The following is a 26,868-nucleotide window of genomic DNA, read 5'->3' as shown; positions in this document are numbered from 1 at the left end:
TAATTCCGTCAGCTAAGTTTTGAGTAGTGAATCACTACATCCCTAGCTTCGCAGTCACACTTTTAAAGTTCAGCCTAAGTAAGGGATGACTTTGGTATGAGTTGGATATAATTTTTAATAGCATCAGCTAAAATGGTCACGAATAGGTAGTGAGACTATGGCAAACAGACCGCGGGCAAAGAGATCGCTCATAGCATCTGTAGCAGGCATCGAACAAGCCAGAATAGCTTTGACACACAAGGCTTGGGCTTATGAGAATTTGCAACAGGAATTAACCATAAGCCGTCAGCCTGTTGTAAATTTTTTTACTGGCAAGACCGTTGACCGCAAAATTTTTGTTAATATTTGTCTAAAGTTAGACTTAGATTGGCAAGCAATAACAATAGTCGATTCTCCTATCAGTCCACCTGAATCGAAGCTAGAACAGAAAGAATCAAGGAACACACAACCTGCAAATCCTGAACCCGAGCAAGTTGAGGAAGTGCTGGACAACTTTTGTGACGAGGTTGTGGTCGAGAGGGTGCGCTCGCACTCTCCTCTCTGTGCTGAGGATTTCAATAAACTGGGAATAAAAAAGGCTGAGGAAGGAGATTTTGAGGGAGCACTTGAAAATTTCGATCGAGCAATTAAGCTCAATCCTAATTATGCAGATGCCTACAATAACCGGGCTAATGTTCGCCATGAACTAGGAGACGATGCCGGAGCAATTGAGGATTACACAGAGGCGATATTGCTCAAGCCTAATTGTCCAGATTTTCACAGAAACCGCGGTCTTATTTCTTGTAAATTAGGTGATTACCGAGGAGCACAGGCAGATCACAGCCGAGCAATTCAACTAGCTCCTAGCAATGATCAAGTCTACAATAGCCGAGGTTTTACTCGTTTACAAATGGGGGACGTGCCAGGAGCACTTAAAGATTTCACCCAAGCAATTGAACTAAATCCTGATTATGCCCTTGCTTGGAATAATCGAGGCGATGTCTACTTCTTGGAATTAGACGATCTGCAAAGAGCGCTTGATGATTACACCCAGTCAGCTTGGCTGAACCCCCATAATGAAAAAACCTTCTACAACATGGGGGTTATTCACTTTAGGTTGGGGGAAAAAAAGAAAGCGTGTGAGGATTACACTCAGGCAATTCAGCTTGAAGGGAAATTTGCTGAAGCTTATCACAACCGAGGCATTGTCTACGGTCAGTTGGGAAATTACGAAAAAGCAGCTCTGGATCTTCACCACGCTAAAAATTTATATCATGTACAGGAAAAAGAAGAAAATTATCAAGAGGTACTTGATCTAATAGAAGAACTTCAGGAAGAATATTGAGAGCGATCGCCTTTAGTAAAGGGAGAAAAAAAGCGATATGTACATTGCTTAAAGCTTCATTCACTGTAATGATTCTTACAAGCTGCGATCGCAATTTCGACCTCCGTAACTTGGTAAACCAAACGATGTTCGTTATCAATGCGCCTCGACCAAAAACCACTTAACTCGTATTTGAGAGGTTCAGGTTTGCCCAATCCTTCAAAGGGCGATCGATCTATATCTTTAATCAATTCTACAATTTTGCGATAAATCTTTTTGTCTAATTTTGCCCATTCATTAAAATCTGCAAAAGCAGAAGATTCAAAAATAATTCTTCTACTCATTACAAATCCTGTAAATCGACTTCAACTAAATTTTGTCTGTCTTTAACATTTTCAATAGCTTTCAACAGTTTGGTTTTATTGACTTCCGATTTCAAAAGATATTCGGTTTGATCGCATTCTGAGACAATTATTTCAATCTCTTTATCTCCAAAAATCGCTTTAATTTGTTCTAAAAAGTTACGATCTAGTTCACTGGCTTTTAAACGATAAACTGTTGACATCGTTTTTACCTATTTTTGATTTCGATAAAAATTAATATTGCCTTTAAATACAGTTTGAAGTTGACACTAAGGGCTGGCCAAATTGCCAGCCCTTAATTTGTTTTAGCGTTTGACCAACTTCTTAGAAACCTTCCGCAAGCGAATTGATTGTGGCGTTACTTCCACCAATTCATCCTGACCGATGTACTCCAAAGCACGTTCCAAACTCATATCGACTGGTGCTTGCAATTGCGCCAATTCTTCACCGCCAGATGCGCGGTGGTTTGTCAACTGCTTCGACTTGCAAATATTCAGCTCCATGTCATCATCTCGGTTGTTTTCTCCGATAATCATCCCTCTGTAAACCTTGGTTCCGGGGGTAATGAAAAACACGCCGCGGTCTTCAGCATTTTTCAGTGAATAAGTAGTTGCAACTCCTTCTTCAAAGGAAATCAATACTCCGTTGCGACGGGCGACAATTTCTCCACCGAGAGGGCGATAGTCGAGGAAGCTGTGGTTCATAATTCCAGCGCCGCGAGTCAAGCGCATGAACTCGCCTCGGAATCCAATCAAACCGCGAGCGGGGACTGAAAATTCGATTTGGGTGCGACCGGTGCTGCTGACGTGCATATCTTGCATTTCTGCTTTCCGCTGACCGAGGCGTTCGATGCAGCCGCCGACTGCTTCTTCGGGTACGTCTAACACCAAACATTCAAAAGGTTCGCAGGGACGACCGCCGACTTCGCGGAAGATTACTTGCGGTTGAGATACTTGGAATTCGTATCCTTCGCGACGCATATTTTCGATCAGGATTCCGAGGTGGAGTTCGCCACGGCCGGATACGAGGAATTTGTCGGGAGAGTCGGTTTCTTCGACGCGCAAGGCGACGTTGGTTTGGAGTTCTCGCATCAGCCGATCGCGAATTTGTCGAGATGTCACCAAACTTCCTTCTTGACCGCAGAACGGCGAATCGTTCACAGAGAAAGTCATCTGCAAAGTTGGTTCGTCTACCTTGATTAAAGGCAGCGCTTGCGGGTCGTTGGGGCAGGTAATTGTCTCGCCAATATAGGCATCAGCAAAACCGGCAACGGCGACAAGATTACCAGCAGAAGATTCTGGGATATCAATCCGCTTCAGGCCTTCAAAGCCCATCAATTTGGTAATTTTTGATTTGACAAGCGCGCCACTTTCTGTGATTAAGACTGCTTGTTGACCAATTCTAATCGTGCCGTTGTGGATGCGACCGATGACGATGCGACCGACGTATTCTGAGTAATCTAAGGTGGTTACTTGCAGTTGCAGCGGCTTGTTGGGGTCGCCTACGGGGGGCGGTACGTGGTCGAGGATTTCTTCAAAGAGGGGCTTCATATCTACCCCTTCGTCTTCGAGGTGTTTTTTGGCGTAACCGCTTAAGCCGGAACCGAAGAGATAGGGAAATTCGCACTGATCGTCGTCAGCACCTAGTTCGAGGAACAGATCCAAAACTTTATCGACGGCTTTGTGGGGGTCTGCTCGCTCGCGATCGATCTTATTCACAAAGACGATCGGGCGCAAGCCTTTTTCTAGGGCTTTTTTGAGCACGAAGCGGGTTTGCGGCATCGGGCCTTCGTTGGCGTCTACGATCAGCAGACAGCCGTCAACCATGCCGAGAACTCGTTCGACTTCTCCGCCGAAGTCCGCGTGTCCGGGGGTATCGACGATGTTAATCAGGGTTTCTCCGTACCTGACGGCGGTGTTTTTGGAAAGGATGGTAATGCCACGTTCGCGCTCGATGTCGTTGGAGTCCATGACGCAATCTGGGATTTCTTCCCCTTCGCGGAAGATCCCGGACTGTCTGAGGAGAGCGTCCACAAGGGTGGTTTTGCCGTGATCGACGTGAGCAATGATGGCGACGTTGCGAATGGGAAGACTCATAATGCGTCTGGAACGTTAAACGGATCTAACTAAAGATTTCTTAATAATTGTAGCGCATCGAGTCAAGGGCCGATCGAGCGCGGCTGTAAGATTGGAGTGCGATCGTCGGTAAAATCAAGATTATGGAAGCGCAACCGAGAGAAATGTAGCGTTACACTACCCCTGACGGCAGAGTTCCTTTCGATCGGCGATTTTGAGTTTGCCCTGGTGAAGAAGCTTTGATAGGGGGCGATCGCCGATATTAAGATGAGGGTGCAAGTTCGATCGACTTTATGGAAGTACAACCGAGGGAAATTCAGCGTTATATCAGACAAAATGGCACAGTTCCCTTTGCAGAATGGTTTACAACCCTGCGGGATGTTAACGCTAAAATTAGGATTGATAAAAGGCTTCAGCGGGTTAGCGGTGGCAACTTAGGAGACTATCGCTCAGTTGGCGCAGGAGTCTGGGAATTAAGGATTGACTATGGCCCGGGCTACCGAATCTACTTTGGACAAGCGGGATCTACGATTGTTCTTATCCTGTGCGGTGGAGATAAAAGCACTCAAGACCAAGACATTGTTAAAGCTCAGGAATACTGGAGAGATTATGAAAGACGCCAAAGTGCCGACGAGTGATAGTTATCATTCTTTTAAAATTTCCAATTTCAAAGACCCAAATTATGCTGCTGCTTACCTCTCACTGATCTTTGAAGAAGAGGAAGAAGGCGATTTAGAGATGGGAATAATGCGAAAATCGCTTCGAGATGTATTTGAGGCTCTGGGCGAACCAATTATGTCTGATGAGGAGGCCTCATTGCATCTGGAAAAATTAGATGTTTTGTTGTCGGGAGAAGGAAGTGCGACAATTTATGCTTTGGCAAGTTGGCTGAATGCTCTGGGATTGAAGTTAACTGTTGCGGTTGATGAAGGGGATAAAGGGGAAGAGGAAGATTCTGTTGGCGCTGCTGAATTGGCGGAAGTTGGTAATGTTTGATGAGATGCCCATTTCCCAAACATGGCTTTTTAAGTTTTTTTGATTTTAGGGGAGCACTATGTCAGAAACCGAACTAGATTTAGTATCAATAGCCACGAGAGTATTGCAGCTTGAAGAAGAGCAAGTTATTCTGAAAAAATATCTAGCCAAACTTAAGAGGCAGTTAGAGGCACAGGAACAGCGATTTAACGATCGCCCTGAACCGCAAATGCTAGAAAGTTTGACTGCTGAAATTGCGTCCCTGCAACAGCCGTGTGATTTGGGAAATGGCGATAGGTCGGTCAGTGCTGAGCAGCCCATCGAGCTTGACACCGAGACACAAAAGCAAAAGTCAGACTTTCAGTATCAGTTAGTATGCGATCGTCCCAACAGTCGCGCTGTGTTGATGGAAGCCCTATCACTAGCTCAAGAGCGGTTGATTATTGTTTGCCCTTGGCTCAATTGTAACAGCATTAATGATGAATTGCTGCAAAAATTTAGAGAGTGTTTGAACCGAGGATGTTTGATAAATATTGGGTGGGGTTATCTGGGAGACAGGCAAAAAATCGGCAAGGGATGGCGCTACAATGCTTTGGCAGATTTGCAAGAATTAGCCAGCGAATATCCCGATAAATTTTGTCTCTCTTTATTGGGAACTCACGAAAACTTTTTAGTCTGTGATTCTATTTTTGCCATGTTGGGCAGTCATAATTTGCTGACTAACAGCGACCAAAGTGCAGAAAAAGAAGTGGGGATTCGCACGAATGACTGCCAAATTGTCAAGCAATTAATTGAGCGATTTGACAGCAGCGAAGTATTAAATGAGGAGGATATAGAAAGGCGGTTTCTAGCGAGTTCGGATTACCTGGATCGAGCCGATTATTTGGAAGGATTAGCGGTGGAGGCTGAAGATATTGCTTTAGAGGATAGCTGTGAGGATGTGGAGGATGAATCTGAGGAATGTCTGGAACCTGTTGTTAGTGTTGAGGATTTTTGGCAGCGTTACAGTGAGGGAGAAAGAGATTTTACTGGAATTAATTTAGCGGCTGCTGATTTCAGGGGTAAACGTCTAGATTCTGGTGTTAATTTGAGTAATGCTAATCTGAATAAAGCTAATTTGATTGGTACAACTTGGCAGGCTGTAAATCTTAGTGGGGCAATTTTGAAGGGAGCAGATATGAGGGATGCACGTTTTGATGGCACAAATTTTAGTCAGGCTAATTTATCAATGACGAATCTCTCGAATACAAATTTATCCCGCACCAATCTGCATCAGGCCAACTTAGTCAACGCCAACCTTTCTCAGGCTAATTTATCTAGTGCCAATCTGCATCAAGCCAACTTGGTAAATGCCAACTTGTCTCAGGCTAATTTATCCAGTGCCAATCTGCATCAGGCAAATTTAATCAATGCCAACCTCGCTCAGGCTAATTTACAATCAGCTAAACTAGAAAATGCAAAATTGAGCAAGGCGAGTTTAAGAGGAGCAAAACTAGAAAATGCAAATTTTAGTGAAGCCGATTTGAACGGTGCAAACCTCAGCGGATCTCACGTTAGCCAACATCACACACGACCCAAATTCACAACTGCAAACCTGGCTGAAGCTAACTTGAGCGGGCTATACTTGAGGAAAGTAGACCTAAAAAATGCTGATTTGACAAATGCAAATCTGAGTAATTCTAACCTTTTAGAAGCCAACCTCGATCGAGCAAATCTCAAAGGAGTTCAGCTTCAAGGAGCGATTTACAATGAAGCAACTTTATTTCCTACTGATTTCGATCCCGTGAAAGCGGGCGCTTACTTAATTGCTCCTTATGTATCGCTGCCAAATGTCGATCTAACTGGTAGGGACTTGAGCAGTGTTAACTTGATGGGAGCCAATTTACAAGGTGCTAATTTGATTTCTGCACAATTGAATAGTTCTAATTTGAGAGATGCGAATTTGAGTGGGGCCAAACTTCAGGGAGCAAACCTAGAGGGCACAAATTTGAGCCGATCTAATTTAAGACAAGTTAACTTGAACGATGCAAGATTGTCTCAGGCTGATTTAACCACAGCAGACTTAACTGAAGCTGACTTGCGGCAAGCTGATTTATACGGTGCAAAGCTGGGTGGTGCTGATCTAATTTCAGCAGACATCCGTGCAGCAAGATTAGACTATGCAGACTTATCTGGCGCTAACTTAACGGGTGCAAAAATAGGAGGAGCAAACTTGGGAAATGTTAAACTCACTGGTGCAATTATGCCAGATGGAGCTACTCACGAATAAAATTAGTTAAGGGGTTTGCTCAACAAACTCTACTCAACAAGCCTCAATACACTCTTTCACCACACAATAAATATTCCGCAGCCCCTCTACCTGGGATGCTAACAACCCTTGCTTAATCTTACCTACTAATTTGCCCCAGTTGTAGAGTTCTTCCACACTACGAGACTGGCGAAATTTCCCCTCATAAAAATCTACCCAAAATATCGGTGCTTGATGTTGGCTGCTTCTCCAGCGTTTCCGCCACCGAATGCAATCTTGCAGCGTCGGCGGTTCGACTCCTAAAATTGGGGGCATATCTCCGTAGCTGACAAACCGACTAATCCCAACTCCGACAACGTGGATGACGTAAGCCCAGCAGCGAATGTCCCGAATCTGTTCTGGCTTGACTTTCAAGACTTTGGCAACTGCTTCTTTGGTTACAAAGCGAGAGAGTGGATTTATTTGCTTGGCTTCTGAGTTTTGTTTTGGTATCATGGTTGGTGAATCCGACTTTTTTGGGGTGACTCCGACTTTTGTGGGTGAATGCGACTTGATTTTGGGTGAATCCTACTTTTTGTTGGTGAATCCTACTTTTTGTTGGTGAATCCTACTTTTTGTTGGTGAATGCCAAATTGTCGGTCATTTGAATAAATAGCTGTTCGCTCTTCAGTTTTCGAGGCCGGGGGGCGATCGCTATTTATGATGTAAATATTTTAAGGCCAATACTGGCCTATTGTCAAGAAATGGGATTGGTTAAGTTGCGGATTCGAGAGCTGGCGGCCGAGAAGGGTTGGACTTTGACAGAGGTTTCTGAGCGATCGGGAGTTCACTACAGCACGCTTAAGAATTATGCTCGTTCGCCGGGGTTAGCAACGGTTGACGTTACTCATTTGCAAAAATTAGCTCGAACTTTTGACCTGTTGATTGAAGATTTGTTTGATGTTGTGGAAGATTAGGCCCCGTCCTGCGGTTGCGGTGGTCGGCGCTTTATATCTCATATATAGTGTGAGGTGAAATTTCACCCTGATGTCAAGAGGCGAATTGGTTAAATTGCGGATCAGAGAGTTTGCTGCTAGGGAAGGCTGGACGCTAAAGGAAGTAGCCGATCGCTCTGGAGTATCCTACAATACTGTTAAAAGTTATGCCCGATCGCCCGGTATGGCAATGGCTGACATCGGTGCTCTGCTAAAATTGGCGCGGACGTTTGATGTGTCGATCGAAGAATTGTTAGATTTTGTGGAACAGTAACAAATTACACTTAAAATAAACCAGCGCTACCAGCGCCAACCAGTTCGGCCTCGCAGGGACGATCGACTGTGGGCCCAAGCAACAAATGCGAGAGTTGGCGGATGGGACGGGGCGAGGTCAGAAAGAGATGATATACTCTCAGCGGCAATTGTAGCTGTTCGATCGCCCATATCGGTCTACAATTTGTAACGTTGAGCCTTATTGAAGTGCAGGAGTGGAGCTGGCTTGGATAACGCTAGTCTGTCAAGAAAACCCGCGCAAGCCTCGGAGCTTGTCGCCGACGAAATTCCAGAAGCAGTGCGAGACCACCCATACCCAGAAGCAGGGCAGAGTCAGTCTAAGAAAAAAGGGCTGATTTGGAAACTGCTAGGGTTGGCCGCACTAGCCTTTGGGGTCAGCATATGGCTGCACCTCAACTTTAACTTGTTCCCAGCCACCAGTCAGGCAGAGCAAACTCAACAAGACTCAGCGCCGACAAGTTCAGCGTCTCCGTCTGTCCCGAGTCCAGCTACCACTCCAAAAGTCCCCGCAATCCCAGAAAACCTGCTGGGACACTTGCCGTACCCAGAAGCACCAGCCAAAGACTTGGTAAGCGTCACCTCCGACGGTAGCGTCAAACTCCGCTCCTCAGCAGCAGCAAAATATCAGGAAATGGTCAACGCCGCTGCAGCATCAGGCATCTATTTCGCTCCCATATCCGGCTTTCGCTCCCTGCAAGACCAACAGCACGTATTTTTTGACGTGAAAGCCGAACGCAGGCAAAACGCCAGCAAGCGAGCCGAAGTCAGCGCTCCTCCAGGTTACAGCGAACACCACACCGGTTATGCGATCGACATCGGCGACGGCAGCGCCCCGGAACACAACCTCAGCCCCAGTTTTGAAAATACCGAAGCATTCAAGTGGTTAGAAGCCAACGCCGTCGCCTTCAGCTTTGAAATGTCCTTCCCCAGAAACAATCGCCAAGGCGTCAGTTACGAGCCTTGGCACTGGCGGTTTGTGGGCGACAAGCAAAGCCTCGAAACTTTCTACAAAGCTCATTCCATGAAAAAGTAGAGGCAAGAAGGAAGAAGGAAGTTCGGCAACGGATTCGCTCGACGGATGTAACGGATGTAACGGATGTCAGTCCGATGTCCGTCAGAAGAAGGAAGAAGGAAGAAGGAAGATTTTCCACATCTCCGGCTTGGCCACTCTCCCACTCTCCCAGTGCCCCACTCTCCCACTCTCCCATTCCCCCACTCCTCCACTCCCCCACTCCCCCCCACTCCGTTGAGCCAAACTCGTGATTGCAATCTATCCAGGCAGCTTTGACCCCATTACCTTCGGTCACGCAGACATTATCGAGCGGGGATCTAAACTGTTCGATCGGGTAATTGTTACCGTAGTCAGAAACCCCAGCAAAACCCCTCTCTTCACCGTAGAGGAACGGATCGAGCAGATCCTGCGCTCTACCCAACACTTGCCAAACGTAGAAGTAGACAGTTTTGAGGGTTTGACAGTAAACTATGCTAAGATTCGACAAGCCAAAGTGCTGCTGCGGGGGCTCCGGGTATTAACAGATTTTGAAATGGAACTCCAGATGGCCCACACCAATAAAACCCTTCTGGGTGAAATTGAAACAGTTTTTTTGGCAACTTCTAACGAGTACAGCTTTTTAAGTAGTAGTGTAGTTAAAGAAATAGCCAAGTTTGGTGGCTCCGTAGATCATCTTGTTCCGAAACACGTCGCCCTAGATATTTACAAATGTTACGCCAGCAGGAACCAACTCGCATCGAACCCGACATTACCGGACGCGGCACTGAGAACGAATCACCTCAGAACACAGCCGTCTTCGGAGATCCCACCCGAACCGCAGGAGTAGACATCCAGCGGGAATTGAACAGGCTTGAGGAAATTGTTCTCGACAGCCCCCGAATTCCTATGACCAGACGCACTCTGGTGGATGAAGAACAGTTGCTCGATCAGTTAGACTTGGTGAGGCTAAATTTGCCGATCGCCTTTCAGGAAGCCGAGACGATCATCCGGCACAAGGACGACTTGCTTCAAGAGGCGGAACTTTACGCTCAGGAAGTGATAGAAGCAGCAGAACAGAGAGCAGCAGAAATTTTAAACGATATGGGCCTGCTCCAGCAGGCGAAGATAGAGGCAGATCAGTTGCGGCAGCAAGTTTTGCTCGACTGCGAGGCAATTCAGCAGGCCACGCTGGCGGAAGTCGAACAAATTCGCTACCAGGCTCAAGAGGAATTGGAAGAGATGAGAGTCAGGGCGATGGCTGAATGCGAGGAAATTCAAAACGGAGCCGATGATTATGCTGACCAAGTGCTCGATAATATCGAGCACAAGTTAAGCGATATGCTGCGCGTGATTCGCAACGGGCGCGAGCAGTTGGATAGTGTTTCTGCGTCGCACATCCATCACAACAACGGTTAGCGAACAGTGAACTCATTGCTTGAACATTTCTAAAAATCTACCTAAATTAGGTAGATTTTTTTTCGCAATAGTCTCTATAGTCTTTATTCCTCAATCCCCGCACTCGGTGACTTATTTTGGCAGACATAAGTTTTGTGAAGATTGGAGCAAGTTTAACATTTTATGCTAGAGTTTGGTAAAAACTGATCAGACAAAAAATTCCTCATTTGATTCCAATTTTTACAATCTAATTGTTACCATGCAAAAAGTTTCTAATCGGTTCGCTGAATTTGATTTGCTCCGAGCTTTAGCGATCGTCAGTGTTGTGATTACTCATGCTGGGTTCCTCGCATTTCGCGAGCGCAGAATTTTATTTGTGGCGATCGATACATTTCAACTATTTTGCGTACCTGCATTTTTACTGTTGAGCGGTTTTTTTCTCACCAACAAACTGGAAAATCAAAATAATCCCGCACTGGTAGTCAAAAAAAGACTGTCCAAAATTATACCCCCTTATCTGTTTTGGTCAGTAGCTTTGTACATCTTAAATAATTTGGGAGAAATCCAAAAATTTGATTTACTTTCATTACTCAGAGATATCTTGACTGGTTCAGTGATGCCTCCCTATTACTTCATAGTTGTGATTGTTCAATGCTACGGCTGGTGGTGGCTTCTCGTGAAATTAAGATTTTTAGAGCCCCGAAAAGTTTTGGCTTTGGGCTTAACAATTCAAGCAATTTTTACAATCTTCTTCTACTTAACCGCTTTCCAATACATATCAATACCTCTACCTTTGATGGAGCGCTGGATTTTTAGTTGGATTTTGCCATTTTCAACTGGTCTATTTTTGGGAGGCTCGTATGACAGAATTCAACCCGTTCTCGAACGGAAAAAAATGCCAATTTTAGGGGCAACAATCCTTGTTTATCTAGCGAGCATTTGGGAATATTACCTGATAAGTGGAGTGAATTCGGAGGCATGGTTTCTCCGCTCGTTTTTTAAACTATCTGCTCAAGGATACGCAATTTTGTTCGTATTATCGATCCTCGCATTTTCTAAGAGTATCGCACTTCCCAGTAGAGTATCTGGGTTAGTCAAAATATTGGCTGCTTATTCATTCCCTATATATCTCCTGGATGCGACAGTACTGAAATATGTGTTGTTAGTGTTTTATAAGTTTATTGACCCGGTAAATCCCCTGCTGAAGCTCGGCTTTTTAGTTACGGGGACTTTGTTAGGTTGTTGGGCGATTATTTACCTGTTGGAAAAAGTTTTGCCCAAAAATTACAGGTCGTACATTTTGGGAATTTAATCAAATTTTCGGTTTCAGCGGATGTCTTCATAAAACTGCTTGAGATACCTTGGGGAAACGCCAAAACCCCACAAAAAACCAATCGAAAGATAAATCGCAATAGCTTTAAATTCGCCCCAATTCGCAACTCGACGATCGCTACTTTCCACTACCCGATTGACTAACTTAAGTCTCCCCCGTCGCACTAACTTCAAACACAAATCCGCTTCCTCCATAATTGGCAGCGCAGCATCGAAACCCTCGCATTCCCAAAAATCGGTACGGCGACAAAAAATAACTTGGTCGCCAAACAGCAGGCGCAATCCTTGGAAAAATAAATGAGGTCGAAATAACAGCGGCGCGTAATAAGTTTTCAGGTAATTGTGGATGGAAAAACCCCATCTTGTTTGCTGCGAACCAGCCATCAGGGAGATAAACCCGCCGCCGGAAATTTCGGCATCGGACAAGGTTTTCTGGATGACGGCTACAATGTCGTCGGGAACTAAAGTATCGGCGTGGAGAAAGCACAGAATTTCACCGGTGGCGACTTGAGCACCTAAGTTCATTTGCAGGGATCGTCCGGCTGTACTGCTAGAAATAACGCGGATGCCGGCGGAAAGTGCGATCGCCGCTGTGTCGTCTTGACTGCCGCCGTCTACCACCAACACTTCCCAAGCGGGAGGATTAAGGATGCTGAGTTGGCGGAGGGTGCGTTGCAGACAAGTCGCTTCGTTGAGGGCTGGGATGATAATAGAAACGCGATCCATCTGGTTGAAATTTATGCCAGAGCTATTATAATAAAAAACTGTGGCGATTCACAACTAACGAGAAAATAGAACTTACGCGCGCGGATTCAGAAACCCGGTGTCTGCCTGCGAAATCGTCACGAAACCTCATAATTTTAACAAAAATTAGGTTGATGGGCGTCCTAGAAAATCAAGCCAAAGTGCAATCGCCATCTATATTTTCCACTAAGCAGGACTGGTAAAATGGTGCAGAAAACAGAAGTAAAAAATGATTTAGAATTTTATGAGGAAAATGCCGATAATTGGTGGGACGAAAATGCTAAAATTTATGCCTTATACCATCTAAACAAACCCAGATTTGAGTTTTTCGACAGACACGCGACTAATTGGCAAGGGCTGAAAACCTTAGATGTCGGGTGCGGCGGCGGCTTTTCTTGCGAGTTTATGGCCGAGAGAGGCGCTATTGTTTCTGGAATAGATCGATCGGAGAAATGTATTGTAGCCGCTCAAAATCACGCAGTTACCAGCGGTTTTGAGATTGACTACAGGCAAGGTTTTGCCGAAAATATGCCCTACGACGACAATACCTTTGATGTTGTAATCTGCGTGGATGTTTTGGAACACGTCGCCGATTACAAAAAAGTTGTGTCTGAGGTTCACAGGATTCTCAAGCCTGGGGGACTGTTCTTTTTTGATACAATTAACCGAACTTTTTCCTCGCAAATTGTGATGATTGGGCTGATGGAAAATATTTTGCAGGAGATTAGGCGGGGCGTTCACGATTGGGAAAAATTTATTACCCCGGAGGAACTATCTGTGGTAATGCAGGATATTGGTTTTGGCAAGATTGAAATTAAAGGTTTTGATATGTTTGGCGAAATTGGCGCTATGTTAGCAGCAATGCACGGGTTTTGGGAAGATTTTACACGCGGAAAGCAGGTGTTTCCTTCGGCGGGTATTTTCAAGCAAGTATCTCAAACTCTAACCTCTAATCTAGCTAACTATATGGATTACAAAAAGTCTGGGTTGTTTAAAATCAAAATTAATGAGGATCGGTCGATTATGTATGTTGGCGTTGGGGCGAAGAATTAGTCAGTTAATTGTTAACTGTTGTCATTAGGGGCGAGTGGAAGACGGATTTTTGCGATCGACAAATCCGGCTAAAACCCGCCTCTATTGCATTTTTTAGGGTACGCACGCAGCGGTACACCTTATCCTCTTGAGTGCAATACACCTATTCCGTAGGGAGACGGCACGACGCCGTATCCTTACTCTATTGCGGGCAATTGAGAATTGCTATATTGGCGATCGCACTACAAACGTATTTTCAAGAAGTAACTGCAAATAATTACCAACTATTTTTTACGTTAAGCCCTGGCGCTGCGCTGTCTGAACATCCAAAAACACCGCCCCGTGTGAATTTGGGGCTGCTTGTGCTGAGTGTAAACCGAGTTTTACAGCCTTGTGTAACAAATCTTAATGTTTGCCTCTTGACAATATATCTAAATTGCATGGTAGCTTATTGAATATAAATTGCAATAAGTGCCGGAAGTTAATAGTACCTGGAGGTCAATCACCGTGACAGCAGCAATAGTTTCCGCGTCAGCCTCGCGAATCAGCGACGGACAACCCGCCGACAGCCAAAAACTGATGAGTTTGGGTAAAAATTCCGAAATACCTGAGCTCGATAACTCCAAAGATGTAACCCTCGCCGTCTTAGAAGGAGGGGGAACTCTCACGGTGTGCGATCGAACAGTCACTTTAAAACCAGGAGTATTTGTGTTTGTACCCGCCGGCATCCCGCGCAGTCTAAAAGTACAAACGACGCTGAATCTGTTACTAATTGACTGCGAAGCAGACCCCGATATGAGCGAGTCCGCTTGGTTGATGAATTTTCAAATTTAACCCAATGAAAAAACAGTGTCCTTGCTGTCTTGACTCCCTAATTTATCAGGTTTGCCACAATCGCGTCTACTGTTTTTGCATGAATTGCAGGCAGGAAATGCCCAATCCTGAATCAAAAAAAATAAATCTCAAACCCTGTCAAGTTTCACCTTCGGAGTAACCATGTCGAAATCAATTGGTCTTTTCTACGGAACTACAACTGGCAAAACTGAGTCTGTCGCTGAAATGATTCGGGATGAATTTGGTGGCGATATCGTGACTTTGCACGAGATAGGCAGCATTGAAAATGATGATTTTGCTGAATACGAATGTCTGATTATCGCCTGTCCAACCTGGAATATCGGCGAACTGCAAAGCGACTGGGAAGGCTTTTTCTCAGAACTTGATGATATTGATTTTAGCGGCCAAAAAGTAGCTTATGTGGGAACTGGCGATCAAGATGGCTACCCGGATAATTTTATGGATGCAATGGGCATTCTGGCTGAGAAAATCACGAAACAGGGCGGCGAAACTGTTGGTTATTGGCCGGTAGACGGCTATGATTTTAATGAATCTAAAGCTGTAGTTGATGGGAAATTCTTGGGTCTTGCTATTGATGAAGATAACCAATCCGATCTGACGGAAGCACGGGTAAAATCTTGGGTATCTCAACTCAAGACAGAATTTGGGATCGAGGATTAATGGTGGGCGGGTTTTGCAATTACTCGTTACCAGGATCGGCCTGGTAACGCAGATCGGGGGGCTCTGCCTCCAATTTTACTCCGCGAGGCAAAGCCTTTGGACATCGGTTCCCAAGAAGAGCCTGGGAACCAGTTAAAATTATTAATAGCTCAATTTCCCCCTTGAAAGTGATGAGATATACTTCAGATGATGTGCTGTGGCTAAGTGCCAGTCCGAGTTTGCAATTATTCAATCTTTCTCTCCTTAACTACCTAAATCAGTCAGTACCAATACAAATATGGGAATACGAACAAACGCAAGATGAAGCTTGTTCTTTAGATGTCGCCGTTGAGCTACTACATCACTATTTGAAAGCGCGGAATCGCCCAATTCATCTAATCGGTCACAGTACCAGCGGACTAATTGGTTTAATGTATGCCCGCCGCTACCCTCACAAAGTCAGCTCTTTGGGACTCTTAGCTGTCGGCTTGCCATCTGCTATTAATTGGCAAGCTCATTACTATACACATCTTTCTGCTTTTTCCTGGAGTCGCGAACAAATTTTAACTCAAATGGTTGGCGATATGCTGGGAGAACAAAATCAGTATATCAATCAAAGATTTGTATCATATTTTGAAAAAGATTTAGCACTTTCGCCTTCGCCTCACTCGTTATTTAGTACGACCAATTTATCCGATGAGGGGGTAGAAGTACCTTTGTTGTTATGCAGTAGCAAGACAGACTTTGTAGTATCTCCTATTGTCATGCGCCGCTGGCTTAAGTTTCTGAAAAAAGGCGATCGACTTTGGGAATGTCCAGACGGCAGGCATTTCTTTCACCACTTCTATCCAGAACAATTGGGCGAAAAAATACTGGATTTTTGGCTGTCTCTACACAGTCGGCAAGCAATTTTAACTTTTAAATTTTAGGTCGAAATTGCTATTCCCTGTTCAATTGACAACGAAAATTTATGTGGCCAAGACTAGATAGATGTCGGAAATTTCGGGCCATTTTGGCAGACCTGCTTCTACAGTTTGGCCGCAGTTCCCCCAGTTTATTCCGCCAATTTTAGTTGGTAGGGTTTTGAGGGATGGAGTTTGAGTTATCATCAGTTTCTTTTTGAGATTTTAGAAGAATTGTAAAAATTATTTAACATATATTCAGATGTTTGAGTAAATGGTATGCTAATTTTATTGGATTTGTCAATTAGTTTTTTTGAATGAACCGCAGAGGCTTTCTTGATGCAAAGGAAGGTAATAGTAGATTAAAAAGGAATTATTGGCAACAATTATAAAATATTTTAACATCGGGTTAACAAACTCAGCCTTAGCCGGGGCAGAGGGATACTCAGTATCGATCGAATTTTAATGACTCGCCCCAACTCCTAAAATAGCGATCGAGCAAGCATATATACTTAAATGTTAGGGCGGACAGAGTGGCATCGCCCCTACCGATTCACAATTTATCAAGAATTATGCCAGCAAGTTTTCTGCCAAAATCGATCGCACAACTCACAGAATCTACCTCAATTGCCTTAGCCCAAAGCATTCAACGGGAGGCAATTACAACTCCCCTATCTTCGGGGCCAATTGCCACAACCTACGTGCGGCAAGGCAGCGGCAACACACCGATTTTGCTACTTCACGGCTTCGACAGTTCCTTGTTTGAATTCCGCCGCCTCTTGCCGCTGCTGGCTGCCGAAAATGAAACTTGGGCGGTTGATTTGTTGGGTTTCGGCTTTACAGAAAGATCGGCGGGTTTGGCATTCAGCGCGAGGGCAATTGAAAGTCACCTTTACTATTTTTGGAAAACGCTAATTTCGCAGCCTGTAATCTTAGTCGGTGCTTCAATGGGAGGTGCAGCCGCAATTGATTTTACTCTCAATTATCCCGAAGCTGTAAAACAATTAGTGTTAATAGATAGCGCAGGTTTTGCCATCAGTTCTAATAAGGGAAAGTTTTTAATTCCTCCTTTAGGATATCTGGCAACTTCATTTTTACGCAATCCCAAAATTCGCCAGCGAATTAGCGTCAATGCTTATTTCGATAAAAATTTGGCTTCTCTAGACGCTCAAACTTGTGCTGCTTTGCACTTGGAAATGCCCAACTGGAATCAAGCTTTAATTGCGTTTACCAAAAGCGGCGGTTACGGTGGTTTTGGGGAAAAATTATCGCAAATTCAGCAGCAGACGCTGATTTTGTGGGGAAAACAAGACCGGATTTTGGGGACGGCGGATGCGGAAAAGTTTGCAAGGGCGATCGCAAATTCTCAACTAATTTGGATACCCGACTGCGGGCACGTTCCCCACTTAGAAAAGCCCCAGATTACCGCGCAGCATATTTTAGAATTCATCACAAAAAGCGGACTCACGCAAAAAAATTAAACCTAGGGTGCGCTGCGGCGCACCTTACATATATGTTTTCCCTGGCACATTTGGTATAGTTTGAGGTCAAATAGACAGGTTTCAAACTTTCGGCAAATACTTTTGTACTATCGTCCATCCTGTCAGCAACACAGTCAGAAACCCCCCAAACAAGGCCACATTAGTGCCGATGTGGAGGGGACGCGCCCAAGGATGTTTAGGGCCAATTTGCAGCCCGCTTCCAACAGAAACCAACACCAAAGCCACAACAGCTAACCCCGCCGGTAAATGAGCCGAGTGACCCAAATTGCCGTAGTATCCTAGGGTACCGACTACACCAATTCCCAGCAGTAAAATTACCAAAGTCGCCATCCCCGCACCAGTGGCTAAATGAAAGGGACGCAGCCATTTTGGGCGCGGTTGTTTGGTACTCCTAGCGGCAAACATCCACGTTCCAGTAACGGCCAGCAACAGGTAAGCCAACAGGGAAACACCCATTGACCAAGCCGCTATTTTCCACAACCACAAGAAAGAAGGCAGATTCATCGGTTGCATCCCTAATTAGGATTTTCCACAAAAGGTTTCTTTCCGATTTTACCTGCACTTGAAAGCAAAAATGAATTATTTTGAGAGAAAGTGCGATCGGACTATCCACAGATTGCATCAGTCTTACCTTGAAGTCAAGCCCACTTTCTCCGATACTCAGCTTAATTTACGCTAGAGATTTGTGGCTCACCTTTTTAGGAGCCACCTTTCCATTCTAGCTGGCTGCTTTTGCTCTCCATGAAAGGCATTTTATAAAACCCTAATTTTTGTTCTAAGATTAATCGGAAAAAAGGCAGACCTTCAATCAAATATCTTTTCCACAACCTTCTCGGTTCACTTAACAGTCGGTACGCCCATTCTATGCCGACTTCGCTCATCCATTTGGGGGCTCTGGCTTTGCAACCAGCTTCAAAATCAATGGTTGCACCTACGGCTAAGAAAATTTTGACGTGTGTTAATTGGCTCCTGTATTTAACCAGCCACTTCTCTTGCTTGGGCGCTCCCACTCCTATAGCCAGAACTGTCGCTCCTGATTTATTGATCGCATCAATTATTGTTTCACATTCTTCCTCATTTTTTTCAAAGCCAAAAGAAGGAGAAAGTGCTTCAACCACTATTTCTCTACCAATTTTTTGGTTAATTTTTTCCTGGGCTTTCCTAGCAATACCTTCAGCAGCTCCTAGCAAAAATATTTTAATCTTCTCGTTATCTTTGTGATACCTATAAAATGCAGGAAACAAATCAGAACCCGAAATCTTTTCTTTGAGAGGAGTACCCAAAAACTTGGAGGCATACATCAATATTTGACTGTCGCAGACTCTATAAGTAGATGTATTGTAAGCTTCATAGAAGTCGCGGTCATACTGCAACTTAATCAAGTGGTCTACATTGGGTGTAAATACGACACCACCTTCGCAGTCGAGTTTCTCAAACAACTCTGTTATGGACAAGTTATCTATCGAGACATTCAATAAATTAACTGTTTTCATGTATTATTCCCTTCCCGCTTTATATTAAACTACAACTCAAACTATTATAACCCACAATACAGGCTCGTGTTTTCACTACTGGGGCGCTTCAGTGAATATACTTTTCTAAGTATATCCTCGTACACCCTACCTGTCCAGTCAGGATTTTTAAAGATTGTGTAAAGAATCAGCTCGTTTTAGAAAAAGTGTATAAAGCCAATTTTTAAGTTGACAACTCGCAACACAGTTTTAATAAAAAAGCCATCCCGTGCTAATACTTGTTGAAGCACGGCCAATGAATGTAAAAAAGAGTGTATGAGATTAAAATTTTAACCGAGTGACAAATATCTCGCAACTTCCGAACTTGATTTCATGCAAAAATGGTAGATTTGGTAGTTTTTGTCTCCAGGGAATGCAAGATAGTTTCAAGCTTCAAGTGAAGCGGCTCGCCTTCATGAAAATCATCCTGATTTTTGGTGAACCAGCGACTGTCTTCTTGGTGGCGAAGTGGTTTTCTTGGTCTTAAGACTTTCTGGAGCTTTTAAGACCAGACCCGATATTCCTCCAGCAATCATCGCAAAAATCGGGTTAGTCATAGCGTTCAAAACACAGTCAAACACGTACATAGTTAAGGCTACTACTAGGGCGGCTGCGGGTGCTACTTTGGGATTAGACCAGGTTCTGGCGGGATACTTGGACAGGCAAAAGACGATAACAGGAAGTAACAAAGAAGAAAATAAACTAGCTAAACCGACTGCACCGTTGGTGCCAAATGCAATAATCCATAAGCTGTCGGTGACCGAGATATCATTACCGTACCCGTCGTACACGCGGTTTCCGCCGGAATCGCCCCAGCCAAAAAGAAAGCTTTGCCGCGCTTTTTCCCCCAAAATCTCTTCCATGTCAAATCTAAACTTCAGAGAGGCGGCTCGTTCTTCGCCAAATATTTGAGTGATGAAGTCAATCACGTCTTTGCTAGAAAATTGACCCGATGCAGCTAGGTACAGATAAAACACTATATATCCAATTATGAATAGTAGGGGCAAAGAGGTGCGAAACCACTTGGCAGAGAATAATACGATCAACGCGAATACAAATAAACTGTAGGCGCCAGTCGAACGGCACAGGAAAAAAGCGATAGTTAATATAATTGCTAAAGTCTTGATGTTACGCCCCATAAACTTTTTGAGCGTCCCAGTTTGCCAAAGCCAAACTGCAATTAAGGCGGCTGTCATCATCCACAGGCCCACCATCAAACCGTGCTGCATAAATACTACCGGTCTCCACCCCCCCAAACGCCTTGCTTGACCCCAGTCCTCAAAGGCATTTACGCCGTAAACCATTTGGTGCAGAATTGGGCCCCTCACCCCTTCAATTAAAGTAAAAGGCATGTAGGCCAACCCACCTGCAAAAATCCCGATCGCCAATTGTCGCAGCCCGTCTAAACTACCCACATACAAGCGTCCTAAAAAATAAGGCAAACCCCAAGTAACGATTTGGTTGAAAGTCGGAGAAATCGGGCTGCCACCATTACTAACTTGTGAAACAATTGGGCACAAACACCAAATTACCATTGGCACGTCCAGCCAACCGGGCTTAAAAGATGTGAGGCGCGCAGTATCGTAGATAAGAGTCCCCAGCAAAATGCCATAGCAAGCTGCAGAGATTTTGGTATACGCTGGCAATATGGGGATGGGATAAGAAGCTTGTGGCAAAAAAAGCCACGCTGCTACAAAACTTATAATTACCGCCCGCTGAGCCGGAAACCTCACAAACAGGTAAAAAACGAGTGGAATAAAGCCGAACATAGCAAGTGGGATTAATGCAACCATAGGTCTTTTTTGGCAGTAAAATTGTAGAAAGACAACTCAAATTGCCCGATAAAAAAATTCTCGCTTAAACGATCGCCCAACCCCAATCTTTTCAATCAACCTCAATTTTACGTCTTGTTCGTTAATTGTGCTTGACGTTCCAAAGCAGTGTATAGTGCCGCCTCGAAGAGATTAGTTGCATCCTCCCAAGAATAATTTATTACCGTCTCCAAAGCAGTCTCGGACATTGCGCGCCATTCGGCATCAGGCAAGTGACAAATCTGCTCGATCGCTTTTGCCATATCCTCTGGGTCTTCTGGCTTGACAAGTATGCCACCCCCGCCAGCAAGTAGTTCCGGAGCCGCACCAGCAGGAGTGCCGATGACTGGAGTGCCGCAAGCCATAGCTTCTAAAATTGGCAAGCCGAAGCCTTCGGAGCTGCTGGCAAACAGCCAAGCATCGCATTTGCTGTAAAATTCTTTTAGTTGGTCTTGAGTAGGTGCTTTATTATACTCAGTACCCGGGGGCAGAAAATTGGGAGGAGGAGTATCGCCGGAACCAAAGGCAACTAAACGAAGGTTAGGAATTTTTTCAGCAGCTATAGAGAAAGCTTTCAGGGCCAGAGCGCAGCCTTTCCAAGGAGTTGTAGTATAGTACATCCCGACTGTGGGAACTAATTGCTTGCCTCGCGGCTGCTTCGCTCGCGACTGGGGGTCGTAAAACTGTTTGGTGTCCACGCTGGGAGGGACGAGAGATACAGACAAATCGCCGTATTTATTCCGAGCTATGTCGGCCAGCCACTGGGCCACAGCGATTTTGTGCATCGGCAGCAGCCAAGTTGCCTCTACTCGACCTTTTGGTAGGTAGTCAAAAGCCTCATAATGTTGGAGAAAATATACTTTCGTTCCTTTGCTGGGAGAGAGTTTTGCCACCCACTCGGCAGTTTCCCACCAAGTAGCCATGACAATATCGGCATCAGGTACGTCCACATCGGTAATTGGGCGGTTGGTTTCGAGAACTCGACTTTCGACCTCCACTTTATCAAAGTGAGACTTTGGTGTCTTGGGAGGGGACTCCCAACTCCTACCCCTCAGCAACGAGCGCAATTGTTGGATCAAAGCCGGTTGCCACGGGGGTTGAGAGACGATAAATATTTTGTGTCCTCGCTTTTGCAGCAGTTCTGTGTAAATAGATAACACCCTCATGCCACCTGTAAGACCAAGGGTAGGAAGGACAAAAGTAATTTTCATGAGTAGATGCTGAAGATTGATACTGGTTAAAACTCCTCCATAACAAAAACTTCGCACTTACCAGCCTCTGTTTGCCTTTTGTGGGGGGTGCGGCTTTCTGCAGGAGGGATCGTCACTTGATAGTCAAGCCGATCTTACTTTGTCGTCAGGGACTTTTCCCAATTACAAATGGGCAGATGTTTGACGACAAGACAAGTTTAACCGGTAACGGAGCCAGCCTTAAAACCTCCGTTGCCCTCTGGTTCAGATTTTGGCAGATCAATTTATAACCAGTATTCCCTCGTCGCTGCAGTCAGAATTCGTCTCTAGACTGCTGGGTAGAAAACAGGATATGGGCGATTTTAGTTTTGGCAGAAGCACCCCACCAAACGATATTGAGTTTCTGCTGAGAATCCCGCCCCACAGCGAGTGGCTAGCGCCGAATTTCAAATGGCTGGAGTTAGCAAACCGGAATTGGTGGGTTTGCCACTACTGGGTCGGCATAGGGAGAAAAGGAATCTATGTTAACCTCGCGCTGCTTAGATTTGTCTACAGCAACTTTCAATGCCGCTTCAAAATGAGCCGCGGCATCATCCCAAGTATAATTGTTCACCTTGGCATAGGCGGCTTCGGACATGGCTTGCCACTTGGAATTTGGCATCTGACAGATACGCTCTATGGCTTTTGCCATTTCTTCGGGATCTTCTGGTCTTACAAGTATGCCAGTACCGCCGCTCAAAATTTCAGGAGCAGCGCCTGCGGGGGTACTGATGACGGGAGTGCGACACGCCATCGCTTCGATAATGGGCAAGCCGAAGCCTTCTGAGCGGCTCGCCAGCAGCCAAGCATCGCATTTGCTGTAATAGTCTTTGATTTTGTCTTGGTCGGGTTGAATTACATACTCGGCATTGGCCGGTAAGGGCAATTCCGAGGAGGGGGCTCCTGTACCGAAGGCAACCAAACGCAGGTTGGGGATCTTTTCGGCTGCTAGGGAAAAAGCTTTGAGGGCGATGTCGGTTCCTTTCCAGTAGATTGTAGAGTACATTAGGCCAACTGTAGGAACCGATTGTTTGTTGCGAGGACAGGCGTAAAATTGCTTGGTGTCCACGGTAGGAGGAGCTAAGGAAACTTGGTCATCGCCATATTTAGTCCAAGCTAGGTTAACTAACCACTGAGAGATCGTAATTTTGTGCATGGGCAGCATCCAGGTTGCTTCTACTCTTCCTTGAGGTAGATAGTCAAAAACTTCGTGGTGCTGGATAAAATAAGCTTTGGCTCCTTTGCTGGGAGAGAGTTTGGCTACCCACTCGGCGGTTTCCCACCAGGTTGCAACTACTACGTCAGCATCAGGTACATCTTTGTCTTCTACCGGGCGGTAGTGATCGGTAATTTTCTGTTCTACACCTAAGTTATCGAAAAATGAGGGTTCGTTTTCAGGTGGGGAAATCCAACCGCGTCCCCGCAGCAGCGACTTGACTTGCTGGCGCATACTCGGTTGGGGGTGGGGTACAGAGATGACGAACACGGAGTGTCCTCGCTTTCTCAAACGTTCTGCGAAAATAGATATTACTCGTATTCCACCAGTCAGAGACAGAGTAGGAAGAACAAAGGTGATTTTCATTTTTAAGTCCCGCTGAAGACTCCGACTCGCTTACGACGCTGCTACCAGCGCTGATTTTAGAGTCCTAAAGGAAAGAGGGGCGGGTGAATATTAATTACCGCTTTCCTGGTGTTTACATATAATCCAACCGAGTGACTGTTCGCAACACCCCAACATCTATCTGCCAAAACTTCACTGTCATTGGATTGATAATAACGATTGATGCGATCGCGAAACAGTTCCTATAGGGATAAGTGACCGATCGGCGAAAGTTCCTCCCGAAGATGGATACCTCATCAAATAGGAGCTTTTTTCGCGACAAACACCAAGCTAGACAACACCCTCTATTAAACATAACATCATTTACTATCCAACGAACAGGGATGTACGGGAAACCGAATATCAGCCCACTTTTAATGTGGGGATTAAGGTAGCATTAACAACAATAGGCAGGATATTGACATCGCCTTTGACCAAATTTTATACTGCATTCAAGAGGGAAATTCTTACCTTGAGAATGGTGATTTTCCCATCGCTATAACACATCTAAATATCGATCGGTGGCTGTGATTTTTTGGTAACGCTACTGTCGGTATTGCGTGACATAATATCCTATTTGGTCAAGATTCAGAGATGGTGGTTTTCTCAGATACCTGCAGGGGCGCGATCGCCCGAATCAGCGTCTGGGACGCGCGAAAGAGGGGAGAAACCCTGTTTTTCAAGCGATATCCCTCGCCCTCACTTGTCGTATGTTCCTGAAAAAACCTGGTTGATGCGTCCACTGTTTGAAAAAATAGGTTGCCCAATCGTGCTACAGAACATAGAGTTTCACCGATATAAATTTAATTAGCTGCCTGAGTTTTAAATGTGTTAATAAAAGGCGATCGCCTGAAAAAGTTGCCACAAGAGACTGCTACTGCGGGGCAGAGTATATGTAGCGTTCCTGCCAATTCCAGTCTAAGTAATAACCGTAACAAAACTTCAGCAGCAAATTATCAAATGACCCTATAAAGATCAAAGGAATACTCAAGGTTGATCGCCCTATATCCTGCAAACCTTAACTCCTAAGCAGTAGCAGCAGCTTCGTGGTATGTATCAAACGATTTCGCAAAAAATTGGATGTTATGAAAGCATAATTTTTCCTAAGTTGGCAATTCCAGATGACAATCGGTGCGATCTTGGGGGCCGGGCCGCCGATGCTTGTAGCGATATGTTGGCCAGTTTTCATGCAGCTAAAATTATGCGATCGCAAGCAAAACAAAACCTAGAATTTAAAGCAGATGCCTTAACGGAAAGCATCTGCCGGTGGGAAGATATGAACGTTCGATTATTGCACAGCATCAGTCAATAGCCGAGTTAGGATATTCCGGCTGCTGAAGAATGGATTAGTTTCACAGTCAGCGATACTGGAATTGGAATCAAGCCAGAGCAAATTGAGAGAGTATTTCAAGCTTTTAGGCAAGCGGACGAGTCTATTACTCGCCGATACGGCGGTACGGGTTTGGGATTGGCAATCGCCCAGAAATTCTGTCAGATGATGCGGGGAGATATTAGTCGGGAGAACGAGTTGGGAAAAGTGTCAATTTTTACTGTATAATTGCCGACGATAGTCGCTGAAAAAGCAGCTAGTTAAAGAGGATTTGCCAACCAATAATTGCCAAGGCCAAATCTGCGATCGCGTGGCTGATATAACTCGACCAAAGCGAACGGTAAGTCAGATAAGAGTGCGACCAAATTATCCCGGCGGCGAAGACAGCTAAGGAGCCTAAGAGCACAGCCTGCCAGTCGCTGTAAGCTGCTATTACAAAAATGTGGTGGAGCGTGAAAAATAGCGAACTCAGAAATATTGCTTTTGTGCTCGGTATGAGAATCTCGCACTTGTTGCAGACAAACCACCGCCAAGTAAATTCTTCAATCAGCGAGTTAACTAGCACAAAATATGCTTCAACAATTAAGTAAATATTAGCGCTGCTAATACCTAATTGGTACGATTTTTCTTTAGCAACTACAGGATCGATCCAGTGCTGACCAAAAAGGCTATAGATACCCAGAATTACCGCAAACATGAATATTCCCCAAATAGATCCAGCCAGCAATTCTTGGCGCTTGGGCAGGGATAAACGCAGCTTTTTGCGATCGACAAAAACAGACCACGCGATCGGAAAAACCAACAACCAAACTTGACAAAAGACTGACAGTGTTTGTCCCCAGCTTCCAGGGGTAATATACAAGGCTGCTATGATACCAATACTAGCCGCAGGGACAAGCAGTGTTAGAGCCAATAGTGCTGTTTTGCGATCGCCCATATCCAGCATTTTGCACGATTTATTTGAAAATTGGATTAATATCAAAGGTAAAAAATTTGTGGCGGCGGACAGGTGATACCACTTTCAAAAAAAAATGCAACTGTAGGCCCGCGATCCAAACCCTTATGCAGTCAGTCATTCCCAATTCTTTAATCTAAAATATAAAATGGTAGGAGTTTTGTGCCGCTTATAAAAGTGGCTCGCCTTTGTGGCAACGAAAAATTGGTAAAATGGCGATCGCACGGACGATCCTACTAACCCGGAATTACTCTAAATCTACTCAGTTGTCTGCTTTCTGAAATCCGAGCGATCGTTCTATTTCATGTTCAGCACCATTTTGCAGCCAATCAAGGGGTTTTTCTGCTATTTGGGCGGGATTTACCCATATAATATCTTTAAGCGGATCAATATCTACTGCTACTTTAGCAAAACTTTGTCTCACTTTGTTATCAAGTGAAATTACTGTGCGATCGGTAGCGATCGCAGCTTCCACCAACCGCAAATCTTTAACCATTACTTCCCGCTCTTTATCGCTCTCGGCTATTGCTTCTACTTGACACCACAAATCATTATCTACCGCGATATCGCAGGGACATAATTTCTTCTTGGCCACCATCCGGCGCAGCCATATACGAGCAGATTTTGATTGATGTTTGTTCCACTCATCTCTAATATCTGGAGTCATCACAACTCGGTGAGAAAGATCCAAGACAGCTTCGAGAAAATCCCGACAGTAAACCGATATGGGATAAATTGCATCTTCTCCACCAGCAGCACGCGCAACAGAAGCATCTATTACCAGGCGTTTAGAAACTTTATCTGCCATG

30 protein-coding genes are annotated in these 26,868 nt (G+C 44.9%); 17 read left to right on the top strand and 13 right to left on the bottom strand.

From position 1 onward, the window contains the following. Nucleotides 1-157 precede the first annotated feature (157 nt). Nucleotides 158-1,324 carry a tetratricopeptide repeat protein gene (locus tag QUB16_RS17930; RefSeq protein ID WP_333318091.1) on the top strand — a complete coding sequence of 389 codons (1,167 nt, stop codon included), beginning with the start codon at nucleotides 158-160 and terminating at the stop codon, nucleotides 1,322-1,324. Nucleotides 1,325-1,380: 56 nt separating this feature from the next. Here QUB16_RS17930 and QUB16_RS17925 read toward each other — a convergent pair whose 3' ends face one another. From QUB16_RS17925 to QUB16_RS17910, 4 genes are all read right to left on the bottom strand, one after another. After that, nucleotides 1,381-1,647, bottom strand: coding sequence for a Txe/YoeB family addiction module toxin (locus tag QUB16_RS17925; protein WP_332967907.1), 267 nt, complete (start codon nucleotides 1,645-1,647; stop codon nucleotides 1,381-1,383). Beyond that, the gene (locus QUB16_RS17920) at nucleotides 1,647-1,868 is read right to left on the bottom strand and encodes a hypothetical protein (RefSeq protein ID WP_333318089.1); all 222 of its coding nucleotides are present in this window, start codon (nucleotides 1,866-1,868) and stop codon (nucleotides 1,647-1,649) included. Before QUB16_RS17920 ends, QUB16_RS17925 begins: the two co-directional genes overlap by 1 nt. Nucleotides 1,869-1,970: 102 nt before the next feature. Beyond that, complete coding sequence (gene typA, locus QUB16_RS17915) at nucleotides 1,971-3,761, bottom strand: translational GTPase TypA (RefSeq protein ID WP_333168526.1); 1,791 nt, start codon at nucleotides 3,759-3,761, stop codon at nucleotides 1,971-1,973. A gap of 62 nt (nucleotides 3,762-3,823) precedes the next feature. Then, nucleotides 3,824-4,045, bottom strand: a complete 222-nt coding sequence (locus QUB16_RS17910; protein ID WP_333318087.1) for a hypothetical protein — start codon at nucleotides 4,043-4,045, stop codon at nucleotides 3,824-3,826. Here QUB16_RS17910 and QUB16_RS17905 point away from each other — a divergent pair. From QUB16_RS17905 to QUB16_RS17895, 3 genes are read left to right on the top strand one after another with little or no spacing between them, the layout of a single operon-like run. Further along, nucleotides 4,034-4,378: a type II toxin-antitoxin system RelE/ParE family toxin gene (locus QUB16_RS17905; RefSeq protein WP_333293801.1), complete on the top strand. Its 345-nt coding sequence runs from the start codon at nucleotides 4,034-4,036 to the stop codon at nucleotides 4,376-4,378. The genes QUB16_RS17910 and QUB16_RS17905 overlap by 12 nt on opposite strands. Beyond that, nucleotides 4,350-4,736 carry a transcriptional regulator gene (locus QUB16_RS17900; RefSeq protein WP_333318085.1) on the top strand — a complete coding sequence of 129 codons (387 nt, stop codon included), beginning with the start codon at nucleotides 4,350-4,352 and terminating at the stop codon, nucleotides 4,734-4,736. The genes QUB16_RS17905 and QUB16_RS17900 overlap by 29 nt, the downstream gene beginning before the upstream one ends. 58 nt (nucleotides 4,737-4,794) lie before the next feature. Next, nucleotides 4,795-6,984 carry a pentapeptide repeat-containing protein gene (locus QUB16_RS17895; protein WP_333318083.1) on the top strand — a complete coding sequence of 730 codons (2,190 nt, stop codon included), beginning with the start codon at nucleotides 4,795-4,797 and terminating at the stop codon, nucleotides 6,982-6,984. Between the two features lie 33 nt (nucleotides 6,985-7,017). On the opposite strand, the gene QUB16_RS17890 is transcribed toward QUB16_RS17895, so the two are convergent. After that, nucleotides 7,018-7,458 carry a hypothetical protein gene (locus tag QUB16_RS17890; RefSeq protein WP_333318082.1) on the bottom strand — a complete coding sequence of 147 codons (441 nt, stop codon included), beginning with the start codon at nucleotides 7,456-7,458 and terminating at the stop codon, nucleotides 7,018-7,020. Between the two features lie 248 nt (nucleotides 7,459-7,706). Here QUB16_RS17890 and QUB16_RS17885 point away from each other — a divergent pair, with 248 nt between their 5' ends. From QUB16_RS17885 to QUB16_RS17860, 6 genes are all read left to right on the top strand, one after another. Further along, on the top strand, nucleotides 7,707-7,919 hold the full coding sequence (locus tag QUB16_RS17885) for a helix-turn-helix transcriptional regulator (RefSeq protein WP_333102589.1): 213 nt from the start codon (nucleotides 7,707-7,709) through the stop codon (nucleotides 7,917-7,919). A gap of 70 nt (nucleotides 7,920-7,989) precedes the next feature. Beyond that, a complete protein-coding gene (locus QUB16_RS17880) occupies nucleotides 7,990-8,211 on the top strand; it encodes a helix-turn-helix transcriptional regulator (protein WP_333102590.1) in 222 nt (73 codons plus the stop codon). A gap of 225 nt (nucleotides 8,212-8,436) precedes the next feature. Further along, nucleotides 8,437-9,264 (top strand): M15 family metallopeptidase, encoded by an 828-nt coding sequence (locus QUB16_RS17875; protein ID WP_333318080.1) that lies wholly within the window; start codon nucleotides 8,437-8,439, stop codon nucleotides 9,262-9,264. Between the two features lie 226 nt (nucleotides 9,265-9,490). Beyond that, nucleotides 9,491-10,069, top strand: a complete 579-nt coding sequence (gene coaD / locus QUB16_RS17870; protein WP_333318078.1) for a pantetheine-phosphate adenylyltransferase — start codon at nucleotides 9,491-9,493, stop codon at nucleotides 10,067-10,069. Further along, nucleotides 9,952-10,638 (top strand): DivIVA domain-containing protein, encoded by a 687-nt coding sequence (locus QUB16_RS17865; protein WP_333318076.1) that lies wholly within the window; start codon nucleotides 9,952-9,954, stop codon nucleotides 10,636-10,638. The genes coaD and QUB16_RS17865 overlap by 118 nt, the downstream gene beginning before the upstream one ends. Before the next feature lie 238 nt (nucleotides 10,639-10,876). After that, nucleotides 10,877-11,929, top strand: coding sequence for an acyltransferase (locus QUB16_RS17860; protein WP_333318074.1), 1,053 nt, complete (start codon nucleotides 10,877-10,879; stop codon nucleotides 11,927-11,929). A 14-nt stretch (nucleotides 11,930-11,943) separates the two neighbouring features. Here the strand turns inward: QUB16_RS17860 and QUB16_RS17855 are convergent, their stop codons facing one another. Then, the gene (locus QUB16_RS17855; RefSeq protein WP_333318072.1) at nucleotides 11,944-12,675 is read right to left on the bottom strand and encodes a TIGR04283 family arsenosugar biosynthesis glycosyltransferase; all 732 of its coding nucleotides are present in this window, start codon (nucleotides 12,673-12,675) and stop codon (nucleotides 11,944-11,946) included. Nucleotides 12,676-12,897: 222 nt separating this feature from the next. On the opposite strand from QUB16_RS17855, the gene ubiG reads away from it, so the two are divergent. The 5 genes from ubiG to QUB16_RS17830 all read left to right on the top strand — a co-directional run bounded on the left by ubiG (nucleotide 12,898) and on the right by QUB16_RS17830 (nucleotide 17,602). After that, on the top strand, nucleotides 12,898-13,746 hold the full coding sequence (gene ubiG / locus QUB16_RS17850; protein WP_333318070.1) for a bifunctional 2-polyprenyl-6-hydroxyphenol methylase/3-demethylubiquinol 3-O-methyltransferase UbiG: 849 nt from the start codon (nucleotides 12,898-12,900) through the stop codon (nucleotides 13,744-13,746). A 486-nt stretch (nucleotides 13,747-14,232) separates the two neighbouring features. Further along, a complete protein-coding gene (locus tag QUB16_RS17845; RefSeq protein ID WP_333318068.1) occupies nucleotides 14,233-14,559 on the top strand; it encodes a cupin domain-containing protein in 327 nt (108 codons plus the stop codon). A gap of 162 nt (nucleotides 14,560-14,721) precedes the next feature. Continuing rightward, the gene (fldA, locus tag QUB16_RS17840; RefSeq protein WP_333318066.1) at nucleotides 14,722-15,240 is read left to right on the top strand and encodes a flavodoxin FldA; all 519 of its coding nucleotides are present in this window, start codon (nucleotides 14,722-14,724) and stop codon (nucleotides 15,238-15,240) included. Nucleotides 15,241-15,410: 170 nt separating this feature from the next. Further along, nucleotides 15,411-16,148, top strand: a complete 738-nt coding sequence (locus tag QUB16_RS17835; protein WP_333318064.1) for an alpha/beta hydrolase — start codon at nucleotides 15,411-15,413, stop codon at nucleotides 16,146-16,148. Nucleotides 16,149-16,693: 545 nt separating this feature from the next. Further along, nucleotides 16,694-17,602 carry an alpha/beta hydrolase gene (locus tag QUB16_RS17830; RefSeq protein WP_333318061.1) on the top strand — a complete coding sequence of 303 codons (909 nt, stop codon included), beginning with the start codon at nucleotides 16,694-16,696 and terminating at the stop codon, nucleotides 17,600-17,602. 81 nt (nucleotides 17,603-17,683) lie between these two features. On the opposite strand, the gene QUB16_RS17825 is transcribed toward QUB16_RS17830, so the two are convergent. The 5 genes from QUB16_RS17825 to QUB16_RS17805 form a co-directional block, all read right to left on the bottom strand. Further along, nucleotides 17,684-18,127, bottom strand: a complete 444-nt coding sequence (locus QUB16_RS17825; protein WP_333288570.1) for a DUF4079 domain-containing protein — start codon at nucleotides 18,125-18,127, stop codon at nucleotides 17,684-17,686. Nucleotides 18,128-18,321: 194 nt separating this feature from the next. Further along, nucleotides 18,322-19,116 (bottom strand): WecB/TagA/CpsF family glycosyltransferase, encoded by a 795-nt coding sequence (locus tag QUB16_RS17820; protein ID WP_333318059.1) that lies wholly within the window; start codon nucleotides 19,114-19,116, stop codon nucleotides 18,322-18,324. Nucleotides 19,117-19,556: 440 nt separating this feature from the next. Beyond that, a complete protein-coding gene (locus QUB16_RS17815) occupies nucleotides 19,557-20,927 on the bottom strand; it encodes an O-antigen ligase domain-containing protein (RefSeq protein WP_333318057.1) in 1,371 nt (456 codons plus the stop codon). Nucleotides 20,928-21,034: 107 nt separating this feature from the next. Beyond that, on the bottom strand, nucleotides 21,035-22,156 hold the full coding sequence (locus tag QUB16_RS17810; RefSeq protein WP_333318056.1) for a glycosyltransferase family 4 protein: 1,122 nt from the start codon (nucleotides 22,154-22,156) through the stop codon (nucleotides 21,035-21,037). Between the two features lie 439 nt (nucleotides 22,157-22,595). Next, nucleotides 22,596-23,756: a glycosyltransferase family 4 protein gene (locus tag QUB16_RS17805; protein ID WP_333318054.1), complete on the bottom strand. Its 1,161-nt coding sequence runs from the start codon at nucleotides 23,754-23,756 to the stop codon at nucleotides 22,596-22,598. A gap of 1,069 nt (nucleotides 23,757-24,825) precedes the next feature. Here QUB16_RS17805 and QUB16_RS17800 point away from each other — a divergent pair. Then, nucleotides 24,826-25,086 carry a hypothetical protein gene (locus tag QUB16_RS17800; protein WP_333318052.1) on the top strand — a complete coding sequence of 87 codons (261 nt, stop codon included), beginning with the start codon at nucleotides 24,826-24,828 and terminating at the stop codon, nucleotides 25,084-25,086. A gap of 12 nt (nucleotides 25,087-25,098) precedes the next feature. After that, entirely contained in the window at nucleotides 25,099-25,332 is a 234-nt protein-coding gene (locus QUB16_RS17795; RefSeq protein ID WP_333318106.1) for an ATP-binding protein, read from the top strand. Nucleotides 25,333-25,360: 28 nt separating this feature from the next. On the opposite strand, the gene QUB16_RS17790 is transcribed toward QUB16_RS17795, so the two are convergent. Further along, a complete protein-coding gene (locus tag QUB16_RS17790; protein ID WP_333318050.1) occupies nucleotides 25,361-26,041 on the bottom strand; it encodes a CPBP family intramembrane glutamic endopeptidase in 681 nt (226 codons plus the stop codon). A 280-nt stretch (nucleotides 26,042-26,321) separates the two neighbouring features. Next, on the bottom strand, nucleotides 26,322-26,867 hold the full coding sequence (locus QUB16_RS17785) for a hypothetical protein (protein WP_333318048.1): 546 nt from the start codon (nucleotides 26,865-26,867) through the stop codon (nucleotides 26,322-26,324). Between the last annotated feature and the right edge of the window lies 1 nt (nucleotide 26,868).

This window comes from Microcoleus sp. D3_18a_C4, from assembly GCF_036702415.1.
GTDB lineage: Bacteria > Cyanobacteriota > Cyanobacteriia > Cyanobacteriales > Microcoleaceae > Microcoleus.
This window is presented reverse-complemented; position numbering and strand designations above follow the sequence as displayed.